11 protein-coding genes and 1 pseudogene are annotated in these 12,236 nt (G+C 69.9%); 5 read left to right on the top strand and 7 right to left on the bottom strand.

Annotation, left to right across the window (positions count from 1 at the left end):
- Positions 1-286 precede the first annotated feature (286 nt).
- Positions 287-736, top strand: coding sequence for an SRPBCC family protein (locus tag HS99_RS26505; protein ID WP_030554744.1), 450 nt, complete (start codon positions 287-289; stop codon positions 734-736).
- Here the strand turns inward: HS99_RS26505 and HS99_RS26500 are convergent.
- A complete protein-coding gene (locus HS99_RS26500) occupies positions 718-1,224 on the bottom strand; it encodes a tyrosinase family protein (RefSeq protein WP_094742995.1) in 507 nt (168 codons plus the stop codon). The two genes, HS99_RS26505 and HS99_RS26500, sit on opposite strands and share 19 nt — an antisense overlap.
- Positions 1,225-2,105: 881 nt before the next feature.
- On the opposite strand from HS99_RS26500, the gene HS99_RS26490 reads away from it, so the two are divergent.
- The 3 genes from HS99_RS26490 to HS99_RS26480 all read left to right on the top strand — a co-directional run bounded on the left by HS99_RS26490 (position 2,106) and on the right by HS99_RS26480 (position 5,685).
- Positions 2,106-2,798, top strand: a complete 693-nt coding sequence (locus HS99_RS26490; RefSeq protein ID WP_050366274.1) for an RICIN domain-containing protein — start codon at positions 2,106-2,108, stop codon at positions 2,796-2,798.
- 1,107 nt (positions 2,799-3,905) lie between these two features.
- Positions 3,906-4,586, top strand: a complete 681-nt coding sequence (locus HS99_RS42760; protein ID WP_030554752.1) for a site-specific integrase — start codon at positions 3,906-3,908, stop codon at positions 4,584-4,586.
- Complete coding sequence (locus HS99_RS26480) at positions 4,567-5,685, top strand: UDP-N-acetylglucosamine--N-acetylmuramyl-(pentapeptide) pyrophosphoryl-undecaprenol N-acetylglucosamine transferase (protein ID WP_046385757.1); 1,119 nt, start codon at positions 4,567-4,569, stop codon at positions 5,683-5,685. The genes HS99_RS42760 and HS99_RS26480 overlap by 20 nt, the downstream gene beginning before the upstream one ends.
- A gap of 46 nt (positions 5,686-5,731) precedes the next feature.
- Here HS99_RS26480 and HS99_RS48500 read toward each other — a convergent pair.
- The 3 genes and pseudogenes from HS99_RS48500 to HS99_RS26465 all read right to left on the bottom strand — a co-directional run.
- Positions 5,732-6,100 (bottom strand): annotated as a pseudogene (locus HS99_RS48500) (arsenate reductase/protein-tyrosine-phosphatase family protein); the annotation flags it as partial.
- Positions 6,101-6,120: 20 nt separating this feature from the next.
- Positions 6,121-6,867 carry a DegT/DnrJ/EryC1/StrS family aminotransferase gene (locus tag HS99_RS26470; RefSeq protein ID WP_050366273.1) on the bottom strand — a complete coding sequence of 249 codons (747 nt, stop codon included), beginning with the start codon at positions 6,865-6,867 and terminating at the stop codon, positions 6,121-6,123.
- A 185-nt stretch (positions 6,868-7,052) separates the two neighbouring features.
- Positions 7,053-7,802, bottom strand: coding sequence for a hypothetical protein (locus HS99_RS26465; protein ID WP_030554759.1), 750 nt, complete (start codon positions 7,800-7,802; stop codon positions 7,053-7,055).
- A 579-nt stretch (positions 7,803-8,381) separates the two neighbouring features.
- Here HS99_RS26465 and HS99_RS26455 point away from each other — a divergent pair.
- Positions 8,382-8,600: a hypothetical protein gene (locus HS99_RS26455; protein WP_030554761.1), complete on the top strand. Its 219-nt coding sequence runs from the start codon at positions 8,382-8,384 to the stop codon at positions 8,598-8,600.
- Positions 8,601-8,962: 362 nt separating this feature from the next.
- Here HS99_RS26455 and HS99_RS26450 read toward each other — a convergent pair whose 3' ends face one another.
- The 3 genes from HS99_RS26450 to HS99_RS26440 all read right to left on the bottom strand — a co-directional run bounded on the left by HS99_RS26450 (position 8,963) and on the right by HS99_RS26440 (position 12,223).
- Positions 8,963-9,448: a hypothetical protein gene (locus tag HS99_RS26450; protein ID WP_030554762.1), complete on the bottom strand. Its 486-nt coding sequence runs from the start codon at positions 9,446-9,448 to the stop codon at positions 8,963-8,965.
- An 88-nt stretch (positions 9,449-9,536) separates the two neighbouring features.
- Positions 9,537-11,873: a hypothetical protein gene (locus HS99_RS26445; protein ID WP_046385759.1), complete on the bottom strand. Its 2,337-nt coding sequence runs from the start codon at positions 11,871-11,873 to the stop codon at positions 9,537-9,539.
- Complete coding sequence (locus HS99_RS26440) at positions 11,870-12,223, bottom strand: helix-turn-helix domain-containing protein (protein WP_030554763.1); 354 nt, start codon at positions 12,221-12,223, stop codon at positions 11,870-11,872. The genes HS99_RS26445 and HS99_RS26440 overlap by 4 nt, the downstream gene beginning before the upstream one ends.
- Between the last annotated feature and the right edge of the window lie 13 nt (positions 12,224-12,236).

Here is a 12,236-nt window from a genome sequence, read left to right as displayed (position 1 = left end):
GCTGTCCGGCCGCCCTGCCAGGCCGCGGCACCGCCGCTTCGCCTTCGGCGACGTAGGCGTCCGGCTTCACCCGGGCGGACGGCAGACCCGGGGCCGGGCGCCGCACGGTAGTGGCCGCTTGGCACTTGGCGCGTTCGGCGGCTGCGCCGCGGCCCCGCCGGTTGTGCGGGTTGCGGGCCGGGCGGTGGTGGGGCGGGATGACCAAGGGGCCCGCGGGCGTCTGTGCCCGGCGGTATGCGTGCGGGCACCCTTCGGCAGTCCGAACAGACAAGGAAGTGGTTTCGGTATGAGCAGGGTCCAGGAGACGATCGACGTCGATGTGCCGGTCAGCACCGCGTACAACCAGTGGACGCAGTTCGAACAGTTCCCGATGTTCATGGAGGGCGTCGAGGAGATCACGCAGATCGACGACCGGCACAACCACTGGAAGACGAAGATCGCCGGAGTCAGCCGGGAGTTCGACACGGAGATCGTCGACCAGGTTCCGGACGACCACGTGGCCTGGCGCACGGTCACCGGCGAGGTGAAGCAGTCCGGCATGGTGTCGTTCCAGCCGCTGGACGCCAGCCACACTCGGATCGTGATGTCGATGGACTACCAGCCCGAGGGGCTGGCGGAGAAGGCGGCCGACATGATGAACATGCTCGACCGGCAGGTGAAGGGTGACCTGAAGCGCTTCAAGAACTTCATCGAGAAGCGCGGCGCCGAGACCGGCGGCTACCGCGGGAAGCTCTGAATCGGCAGTAACGGCCCCGGCCGGGCGGCCGGCCCCGCCCGGCCGGGGCCGGTCTTTCCGGAAAAGCGGTAGTCACCGGGTGCCCCCCAGTCTGGCCGGGCGTGGTCGTTCGCGTAGTCCCAGTACGGCACCGTCAGTGCGGGTTGGACGCTGCGCAGCAGGTTCTCCAGCTTCAGGAGGTACCTGCGGTGCCAGGGCAGGAAACGCTGGGTTCCTACTGGGCCGCTCATCGAGTGCATGCGGTGGCTCATGTCGGCGTGCACGGCCGCCAGTTGCCCGTACGCCCCCGAGGTGTGAACCTGCTTGAGGGCTTGGTTGAAGCGGTCCCGACCGGCCTGGTCGAGGTTGCGGTGGTCGAGCGACGGCCTGGTCCGCCGAGGCCGGACCACGCCCCATCCCTGCTCTGCCGCCCGCCAACCGGGTGATAGCCCGCGGCGGGCCGCGTCCGGGTGGTGCCGGCCGCTCGTGTGGGTGTCGGTGTCGCGCATGAGGGGTTCGACGGTGCAGCGGGCCACCGCTTGGCCTTGTCCGCCCAGCTCCCTCCAGATCTTCCGCGCCCCGGGAGCGCCCTTGGTCGATCAGCCCCCGAGGGACCGATCCCGTCTCCTGGCACTGCCTGCGGACACCGAGGCCGACTTCGCCGCCGGGGTCACGGTCCTGGCGGAAACCTTCAACAGGTTCGAGCCGCGGATTTCACGGCGGCTTGGGACCAGATCCGGGCGCACGCCGAACGATCCATCTCCCAGCTCCAGGAAGCCATCCACGACGCCCGCACCTGCTGACCGCGCCCGCTCAGGGGGTCGCGTTCGAGGAGTAGGGTGATCCAGCTGCCGACGGCTTCCAGCCAGACCGTGCGCGGGACCGGCGAGTGCCGGGACTGCGTCGGTGGGGTTGCTGGTGATGCTGATGCTGTGGACGGTGGCGCGCCGTGGGGCGGGGGCCGGGCGCTTGGTGCCGGTCGGCGAGGGGATGCGGGGTCGGCGGGCGGCGGCCGCTTCGCGGGGGCGTCGGCATCCGTCCGAGCAGGTCGTGAAAGCCGCCGAGGCCGATGTCGGGGTCCGGCTCGACGGGTGCTGCAGGTGGGCCGGGCAGGCGGACAGCCGGGGCCGGGCGGGGGCGGCAACGAGTGCAGGGGTGACCCGGGAGTCGCGGCGTCAGCTCTTCGGCACCCGGGGCCCTGAGTGCCGCATGAGCCGCAGTTCGCCCCGACTGTCGCCGCCGGCCTCTCCAGACTGCGGCCAATTCAGGCCCTAGCAAGCCGAGTTGGGCCTCCCCTAGCGTTTGCGTCGGCCGGGCAGGGGGAGCGCGGTCAGATCTCCGCCCTGCCTGCCGACCGGTTCCCATCCGAGTCCAACTGGCAGGAGAAGAGTTGAACATCCACAAGCTCAGCCTGGGTCGCGCAGTCCGCTTCGCGGCGGCCGCCGTGACCGCGGTGGCGTTCGCGTTCACCGCCGGCGGTACGGCGACGGCGCAGAGCGCGCAGCCCGCTGCGCAGGGGAGCGTCACGGTCACCACCTCACACGAAGCCGACCTCAAGCAGGCTCTCAAGGGCCTCACCCCCGTCTCCCTCGCGGATCTCCAGCGCATCCTCTCGCAGGGCGGAAAGGGGACCGCCTCGCCGGCCATCGGCTTCAACGGGGTGTACGACCACATCATCAACGACAACAGCGGCCAGTGCCTCGCGGTGCCGGGAGGGAGCACCGCGCAGGGCACCGGGCTGATCCAGTGGCCCTGTGGCACCTGGAACGACCACTATTGGTCGGCGAACTACCAGTTCAACGCCTACAACTTCAACTGGTACCACGTCGTCAACTACAACAGCGGCCAGTGCCTGGCGGTCCCGGGCGCCAGCACCACCGCCGGAACCCAGGTCATCCAGTGGCCCTGCGGCACCTGGGCCGACCACTACTGGGCTTTCGGCATCGACACCAGCAACGGCAAGCTCCACATCATCAACTACAACAGCGGCCAGTGCCTGGCCATCCCGGGTGCCAGCACCACCGCCGGCGCCCACGTCATCCAGTGGCCCTGCGGCACCTGGCCGGACCACTACTGGCACTGAGCCGGGCCGCCGGGCCCGCTCCGGGACCTGGCACCGCCCACCGCCCATGAGTGAACCCGGCGCCGACCGCCTGACCAGAGGCGGTCGGCGCGTGGTCGTCTCCGGGGTACCCGGGGGCAACCACTCCCGTCCCTCACCCTGCCCCAACGTCCCTGGCCGTCCTTCGTGCCCCACCCGTAGCCTGCCGATTGTCACTGCGACCGCGACGAGGGCCGCGGTGCAGATCCGCCGAGGCATGCCAAGAGGGGGAGAGGGAGCGGGCGCTGGGTGTCTACATGGCGCTGGCTTGGCTGTGTGGACACCACGACGACCGACCCTGAGCCGGCCCGCTCTGGCCCCGCTCCATCCGATCCGGCCCGCCGGACCGCTGGGGCCGTCCTGCGAGGGTAGGACGAACTGGGCGCGCCGCCGGTCAGGCAGCCGTTCGGAGGGGGCGGTGTCCGGACGGGCGGGCACGTCGGTCCCCATCTCGATCGCCGTGCCGTCGCCCCGTCAGCCGTCCGGCTCGTGTGAGGTGTGCGACGGCTGCTCGGCGAGTAGGACGCCGGGTACGAGCTCCTGGGCCCGCTGCTCCGCTGCCCGCTCTCTGCGGCGTGCTCGCCCCAGGGCCACTTGGACGTCCGGGGCACGGGTGCCTGGGCGGTCCGTGCGGCTGCTGTCAGGCCTGGGTGGCGCGCACGGTCGCAGGTCACGACAGCATCAACACCACGGTGGGCTACGCGGACCCTCGGGAATTGCATCAGCCAGGTTAGAAGCCGCAGGTCGCAAGCTCAGGGCGGCGGGCCGACGGACTCCAAAGCTACTAGGAACTGGCGTCCCGAGCAGGCATGTTGCCGAGGATCACCCTTCTGATGCATGATCTGCCCTCCAGAAGGGATGGTCTGGAGTGGTACATCAGCAGAAGGTGGCCCTGGCCGGGTCGGCTCACCTGGAGCTCGTGTCCGGGGTGAGCCAGCTGCGTCCCGAGGACGCGATGTTCGATGCGATACTCGGGCCCAGCAGAAGTCGCGAGGGCTGAAGGACGAGACGATCGACCCGAGGGAACGGCTGGTCCGCCGGTTCCTTGAGTTCGCGAACGAGTGCCCGTGGCAGTGGACGCCGGCCCACATGGACGAGTGGTCGGCTTCCTTGACGGGCGAGAAGCATCTGGCGCCGTCGACGATCCGCAGCTACCAGGGCGATGTCCGGTTGTTCACCGAGTTCCTCATCGATGCCCGCTACGGCTGGGGACCGGCCTGCGAGGAGGCCTTCGGCACCCACCCGGTGGCGGTCTGCCACGAGTGGAACACCCTCCCTCGCCTGCAGGACTACGAGGGCAACCCGGAGGCGAGGCCGTTCACCCGCGACGAACTCCAGCGTTTCCTCGACTATGCCGACGACCAGGTCGACCGCGCCGTGAAGTCCAAGCGCAAGGGAGCCCTCGCCGCCTACCGCGACGCCACCCTCTTCAAGGTCGTCTACGGCTGGGGGCTCCGGCGGACCGAGACATCCAAGCTGGATGTCGTCGACTTCGGGCGGAACCCGAAGGCACCACAATTCGGCCGGTACGGCACGCTCGACGTCCGCTACGGCAAGGCGAAGAAGGGCCAGCCGCCACGGCGGAGGAATGTGCTGTCGGTGATGGTCTGGGCCGTCGAGGCGGTCGCCGAGTATGTCGAGAACGTCCGGCCGCGGTTCGGGTTCCCGGACCACCCGGCGCTCTGGATCACCGAACGCGGGGGACGTCTTCAGCCCGGCTCTATCAACGACCGGTTCGAGGCATACCGAGATGCCCTCGCGCCTCGCTGAAGCCGGCGGCGCCCTTGACGTGCTGTGGATCGGCACCGCCACTGGCCTTGAGGCAAAAGTGACCGCCGCCGAGGCCATCCCTTTCAAGACCGTCGCCACGGGGAAGCTCCGACGCTCCGCCAACCCGCTCAAGATGATCTCGCCCGCCAACGTGAAGGACATGGGCCGCGTCCCCCTGGGCGCCGCACAGGCCCGTTCCGCAGTCGCCGAGTTCGCCCCGGACGTGGTGCTCGGCACGGGTGGCTACGTCGCGGTGCCGGTCGGGGTAGCCGCCCGGATGTGCCACCGGCCGCTGGTAGTCCACGAGCAGACCGTCCGGCTCGGCCTGGGCAATCGGGCCCTGGCCCGGATGGCGACCCGGGTAGCGGTCTCCTCAGAGTCGACGCTCCAGTTCCTACCCGAGTCCGCCCGCGCCACCGCCGTGGTGACCGGCAACCCGGTACGCCCGGAGGTGCTGACCGGCCAGGGTGACAAAGCAATCCAGGCGCTCGGGCTGTGGGGCTTCGACCGCTCGCTGCCGACCGTGTACATCACCGGTGGCGCGCAGGGCTCTCAGCAGATCAACGAGCTGGTCAGTGAGATCCTGCCGTGGCTGCTCCGCCACGCCAATGTGGTCCACCAGTGCGGGCCCAGCCACGAAGAGCGGCTGCGGGAACGGGCGTCGGTGCTTCCGGAGCACCTGCGCTCCCGCTATCTGGTGACCGGTTTTGTCGGCCCGGAGCTGCCGGACGTGCTCGCCCTCGCGGGCGTGGTCGTCTCCCGCAGCGGCGCGGGGACGCTGGCCGAGCTGACCGCGCTGGGGCGAGCCGCCGTGTTCATCCCACTGGCGACGTCGGCCGGGAACGAGCAGGAGCACAACGCCCGTCACCTGGCGGATGCCGGAGCGGCGGTGGCCCTGCTCGGCCGGGCCGCGCCGGACACCCTCCAGGCCGCGATCGGTCCTCTGCTGACGGACCCGGCCCGCCGCGCGGACATCGCGCGACGGGCCGCCGAGCACGGTCGGCCGGACGCTGCCGACCGTCTCGTGGACGTGCTGCTCTCGGTCGTGGACCGTAGCTCTCCAGATCCAGCACATGCCGGACGGCGCCGGCCTGGATGAGCTCCACGCACACCTGGTACGCCTTGTAGTCGCTCTCCCAGGGGTCGGGCACGTCCTCGCCGCTGATGTAGAGGCCGAGCTTCGCGGCGGCCGGGGTGCCGTCTGTCATGGTCTTGAGTTCGGTGAGGACGGCGTGGTCCATGGCGAGTACCGCGTCGGCCCACTCCAGCATGCGGTGGTTGACCTTGACCGCGCGGTGGTCGCGGATGTCGTAGCTGGCTTCCTCGGCGGCCCGGATGGCGTTGCTGTGCGCCGGGCCGCCGACGTGGCGCTCGCGCAGCCCGGCCGAGCGGACCTCGACCTGCTGCCCGCCGACGTAGGCGAGCACCGCGGCGGCGAGCGGCGAGCGGTTGTGGTTGCCCAGGCAGACCACCAGGATGCGGTGGCGCTTCGGGTGGCGGAACGTCTCGCTCATCTTCGGCTCCTTGGTGTCGGTCATGAGGTGGCCTTGATCGCGTCGGCGAGCGCGGCGACCGTGTAGCGGACGCTGTCGTGGGTCATGGAGGGGTGGAACGGCAGGCCGAGGATCCGGCCGGCGACCTGTCCGGTGACCGGCAGGTCCCGGCGCCAGGCCGAGAACGCGACCTGGCTGTGGTTGGGCGGGTAGTGCACGGCGAAGCCGATGTCGTGTTCCCGCAGGTGGAGGAAGATGTTGTCCCGGTGACGCTTAAGGAGCACCACGCAGTTGAACGGCACGGTCTTCGCCACGTCTACGTCGACCAGGCGGATGCCGTCCAGCCCGGCCAGTTCGGCCTGGTAGGTGCACCACAGGTGCTGGCGCACGGCGGCGGTCTGCGGGAATCGCTCCAGCTGGGCGAGGCCGATGGCGGCGTTCAGCTGGGACATGTCGAAGCGCATCCCGGGGCCCTGGACCTCGTAGGAGGTCAGGGAGGCTCGTGCGTCCTTGGACTGGACGATGCCGAACAGGCGCAGGCTGCGGAGGGCAGCGGCTTCCTCGCGGGTGCGGGGGACGATCGTGCCGCCCTGGCCTGTGGTGAGGTTCTTGATCGGGTCGTGCGAGAAGCAGGTCAGCACGGCGGGGTCGGCGCCGACCATGGTTCCGTTCGGGTAGCGGGAGCCGAAGGCGTGGGCAGCGTCCTCGACGATCTGGATGCCCCGGCCGGCCAGGTGCCCGCGGATTGGAGTGAGGTCCACGGCCCGGCCGCCGTACAGAACGGGCATGACGGCCCGGGTGCTCGGTGTGAGGGCTTCCAGCACGGTGTCCGGGGTGACGGCCAGCAGCGGCCCGCGGCACCGTTCGGCCTGGTGAGTTTCCAGCGTTTCGGCAGGTCAGGAGCTTGATGGTCCGTCGACGTTCCTGGTGAGCTCGTGTGGCGGCGTGATCGTGAGCGGGTGCCCGCCGAGCGTCAGTCCTCCTGCTGGTTGCCGCCGGCGCGCTCCTCCTCGAGGAAGGCGAGGATGCGCTCGACGGTCCGCTCCGACTTCACGCCGAGCGCCAGGGCGAGCTCGGCGTTGGTACGGTTGGGGTCGTCGGCGAGCAGCCGGCGGGTCTTCTCGACCCGCTCGATGAAGTCGCGCCGCGGCTGACGGATCCCGGGCGTCTCCGGGCCGGCCGGGCGACCGTGGCCATGTCCCGTCGCGTGCTGCGGGATCCGCTTGGCGTTCCAGTCCATGAGGGTGCGGTACCGCCAATACCGGGCGCCGGCGATGTCGAACTCGTCGTCGGTCTCGGGTCCCGCCGTCGTGGCGCCGCCGCTGGGCGGGGCGATCAGCCGCAGCCAGGTGGACCAGGCCGGCCGGTCTTTCTCGGGGATGGCCGCGTAGGCCTCGTACCGGTCGAGCAGGTCATTCTCCTGGAGCGTGACGCCGGGCTTCAGCTGGGGCACCTCACCGGCCTTCTGCGGAAGCAGGATTTCGGGGTCGCGCGGCAGCAGGGGGTTCTCCTGCTTCGCGCCCTCCTCCACCATCATGTTGATGACCTGGATCTTGAGCTGCTCGAGGTCGTAGACACGGACCTTGGCGGCCGGGCTCTGCAGGTACTTGACGCTCGGGGGGAACTTCTTCCAGGGCTGGACGGTGCGGTACCGGCTCAGGCTCAAACCGAACAGCTCGGCGGCCCTCTTGTCGTCTGCGGGGATGCGGCCGGCGGGGATCATCACAAACTCCTTCGGGGGTGAGTCCCCAGGGCCCGGAGACAGAAAGAAGTTACCACAATTTAAAGTCGATGCGGGGCTGTGGGGCGACGGTTCCTTCGGCCGGTGCCCGGCCCTCCGGCCACCGGTGGCTCATGGGTTCCCTGAGCCGCCCCTCAGTCCGGCGCCGGGTGACTCCCCTGGCGGGAGGAGCCGGCTGCGGCCTGCGACGCTCGGTGGTCGTGGCCGGGGCGTCATCCGCGCGATTCGGCTGTCGGCCAGATCTCGTCGATGACGACCTGGTCGCGGACGTCGACGGGATCGGGCCGACAGCCGGACTTGGGCTGCGGCCGGATGGTTTAAGGGCAGCTGCCGGCCGGGCCGCCCGGCGGGCGGCTGGGTCGGCAGCCGAGAAATGGACCGAATCCGTCGGCGTGGAACAGGGTTGCGGAACGCGGGATGCCGTCGTCGCCCCGGTAGTAGCGGACCGCCAGGCGGCCGCGCACCGCCACGCGATCGCCCGGGCGCAGGTCTTGCTGGAGTGCGCGGGCGCCGAGCTCGCCTTCGAGCCGGCAGACGAGCAATTCGGGTACGGGGGGAGAGGTGCTGGCGGAACTCCTCGTCGGGTACCAGCTGGAGGCGGGCGACGATGCTTCCGTCGTTCTCGCGCTTCTGGTCCGCCGCCCGTTGCAGGGTTCCGGTGATGATCAGCGGGGCAGGGTAGGGCAGCAGGACGCGTTCGCGGTTCTCAGCCTCGACAGCGGTGCCGTGGATCGCCGTCCGGGCGCGGGCGCTGTGGTCGCGGTTGGCGTCCGCCCGTAGCGTGAGCCAGGCCGAGTCGACCTCGTCGGCCAGGGCCGTGGCGGACTCGACCAGCTGAGCAGTTCGGAGGAGTTGAACCTGCGGTTCACTGCGCGCAGCCGATCGCGTTCGCCGGTGATCTCGTCCAGCGCCCCTTTCACGATGTCGCGGCAGCCGCGCCAGATCCGTTCGTGGCGGAACCCGCCGCATCCGTCCTCTCCCTCGAGCACCGACAGCGAGCAGCCCCGCCAGGCGGCGGGCTTCCGGGTGTCCAGCACGAAGTCCAGCAGGCCCAGAGCGACGATGCAGCCTCCGTGCTCCGGTGACAGCCTGAATCCGCTCGACGGCTCAGACAACAGTCGAACTTCGATGAGACTGGTCACTCAGGTGTAGTCGAAGAATCGGTCCCACCAGGTTCGTGGCTCGAAGCATGTACCGAGGTTGCTGACGCCGTCGTATCGGGTCCAGAGCAGGTGCTCGGAGACGGCGGTATAGCCGAGTGCGTCGAGTTCGTCGTCGATGGGTCGGCGGTCGGCAGTCTCGAAGAGGACGTTCTCTTCCTCCTTGTCGTAGCTGCCGGGGTTCCCCAGCGTCACGGCGACGAGGTTGCCGTAGTTGCTCACCGTGATGGTGATGTGGTCGCCGCTGGCCGTTGCACTGGTGGGGATGACGACGGTTCCGTGGTGGTTCGCGTCCTGGACGCCTCGATCGACGGTGCAGGTGCAGCGGAACCGCTGAGCCAGCCTGTCTGCGAGCTGGTCGAATCGGGCTCGGGTCGTGGCGTGGTCGTAGCTCTGAGGGAACTCCATGTGGTCGGGATCGTCGAGGTTCTTCAGCAGGGCCCAGATGTGCTGGTCATCGAGGGGCATGGTCGTCGTCTCCGTATTGGTGGGGATGGTTGATGCGATGGCTGACCTGGGCGGCGTAGGCGCCCCAGTCGCCGGCGGCGGCTTGCTGCTATTTGACGGCGACGGTGATGTGGATGCCGAGGGTGCGGGCGAGGATCGCGGAGGGCAGCTCGGTAGCGAGCTGGAACAGCGCGGTGGAGCGGGTTGCCGCGAGCCGGATGCCGAGCTTGCGGAGTCGTTCGCCCATCGCCCAGGCGCTGATAGGGCGGCCGGGCTGGCCGCCGGGGAAGAGCCAGGGGGAGTCGGTCTGGGCGAGGACCGCGTGGCTGCGACGGGCGGCTACCAGCTTGGCGATGGGTCCGGGCAAGGTGACTCCGACGTCGCCGAGGCGGATGCGGACCGTTTGGTCGGTTTCCTCGATGTGGCCGGTGGTCAGCCGGGATGTCGCCGCTGGCCACTGCGCATAGAGGAGCAACAGCAGGCCGGCCAGGCGGTCTTCGGTCCGGATGGTGTCGTCGTGCAGCAGGCGGCGGGCGGTGGCCCAGCGGGCGTCGTCGTCCATGGCCTGGGAGGGGCCGTTCCACTTCACGGCCGGGAAGCTGAGGTCTCGGGCGATCTTCTGGGCGAGAGCCCAGCGCACGAAGTGCCCAGCCTCTGTTCGGAGTTGAGTCTCGTCTCGGGTCATCCAGCGTTCCAGGTCGCTCTGGCGGCAGCTGGCCAGGGTCAGGCCCTGGTCCGTGAGCCAGTCCAGGAGATAGACGGCGGCCCTCAGGTGCACGCGTACGACGTTGAGCTGGGTGTGCGTGATGTCGTTGCCGCGGCTTCGGCGGCGAAGCCGGCGAATCAGGTGCCAGGTCGCGTATCGGTGAAGGATCTGCCGACCTTCGGGGGTGGCGTGCGAGGCGACGAGGTCCTTCACATGCCGTTCGAGGCGGAACATCTGCTCGTCGCGGGGCGGCAGTGCGCCGGCTGCCACGAGGACGCTGCGGATGTGCTCGACGACTTTGCAGTCGGGGAGTTCGTCCAGGGCCTCGTGGGTCAGGGGACGTCGGCCGGAGGCCAGGTCGGACAGGACGGTGGAGACGATGCCCTTCGAGAGCCAGCTCATGGCCGTCGCCGTCCTCTGGGTGCCGGACAGCGCGTCGTGGAGGGCCTGCAGCTTCGGGGGGATGGCGCCGGTGCCGTCGGCGAGGAGGTCGTTGAGTCGCTGCTTGAGCGTGCAGCGGCGGCAGGGGCCGGGTGTGGTCAGCCGTTCGGCCTCACCGCAGGTCGGGCAGGGGCGCCAGAGTTCGGGGTCCGGCTTCGTGCAGGGGCCGCAGACAGGGACGTCGGTGGTGCCGGAGTGGATGTCCCGGAAGCGTCCGCAGACGGTGCAGTGCGCTTCTCGACGGTCGCAACTGCCGCATCGGGCCTGGCCGGTCAGCTTCGAGAGCGTGCAGGGTGCCGTTCGGCCGCAGATTGAGCAGATCAGCGTGGGCAGGGGGCGGCAGTTCGGGCGGATCGGCCCGTCCGGGGTTCGAGTGCAGACCATGCGGCGTTCGCCGCAGATGATGCAGGTCTCCAGGTTGGCCGGGTCTGTGATCAGGCACTTTGGACATAGCGGCCGCCCCTCTGCGTCGCGCGTGGCGGGCTCGCGTCGGGCGCCGCAGCGTGTGCACTCCTCAATGCGGGACTTGGCGATGCAGTTGCGGCAGACTCGCTGCCCATCGAGAGGCTTGTCGATGCGAACGACGCGCCGGCAGCGGGGGCAGGCCGGTCGGATGATGCCTGCGACGTCGGCGGCGTGCAGCAGGTCGATGAATCGCGGGATGGCGCGAAGGGGAGCCAGGTGCCCCTCGCCGGTGAGCAGACGGGGATTGTCCTCCAGGGCCCAGGCAAGTTTCTGCTGGTAGGAGGGGCGGGGAGCGGACCGGCGGACCGCGTCGGCGACGATCTCACGGTCGACGGCCGGATTGATCGTGGTGATCACCTCGTGGATGACGTCGACCGGGTCGCGTGGGTCGGTGTCGGGACACATCAAACAGCGCGGTCGGCCGGCCCGGTCACGCGTGTGGATGCGGCGGGCGGTTCCGCAGGCGGCGCACTCGACGGTGTCCTGGTTGCAGACCCCGCAGTACCAGTCCGGGCTTCGGCGCTGGAAGGTCCGCAGGTGCTTGCCGCAGTCGCGGCAGACCGACGGCGAGATCGTCGTGGCGCCGGCCTTGCGGAGCGCGATCAGCAGGTCGCCGATGGCCCGGGGCGCCGGAGACCTGCCGTCGGACAGGACCTTGGGGCGGGCCGTCAGGACTTCGGCGAGCCGGCGCGACTTTGCGCGGCCACCGGCGACGCTGAGGACCACAGCCCGGACGGCCGCGGGGTCGAGGTCCTTCTCGACGTGGCTGATCAGGTCCGTGATCAGGCCGACGGGGTCCGTGACCGCGCGGGCCGGCTGGTCGGTGGTGGTCACGGCAGGTCGACACCCCTGATCCTGGCCCGCTTGGGCCGCAGGTCACCGAGCCCGTCCGCTGCCGGCGGTGCGGTGCCAGCGGCAGCAGCCGTCTTCGGCTTCTTCACCGCGGTGGCCGAGGCGATCGGCTCGACGAGGTCGTCCATGCGGCAGTCCAGGATGTCGAGCAGGGCCATGAGGATCTTCAGGCTCAGCCGCTCGGGCCGCTCGACCACGAGGCGGTAGACCTGGCTCGTCGACAAGGTGATGCCCCGTTCGGCGAGCGGCGGGATGAGGTCGGTGGTGGAGAACATCCCGTGGTCCGCCATCACTTTGCGCAGGTGCCAGCGGTAGTCGAGCTTGGCGGACATCGTCAGGTCCTTC

The sequence above is a fragment of the Kitasatospora aureofaciens genome (assembly GCF_001188955.3).
GTDB lineage: Bacteria > Actinomycetota > Actinomycetes > Streptomycetales > Streptomycetaceae > Kitasatospora > Kitasatospora aureofaciens.
The sequence above is the reverse complement of the archived record's forward strand: the minus strand, read 5'-3'. Positions and strand labels throughout refer to the sequence as shown.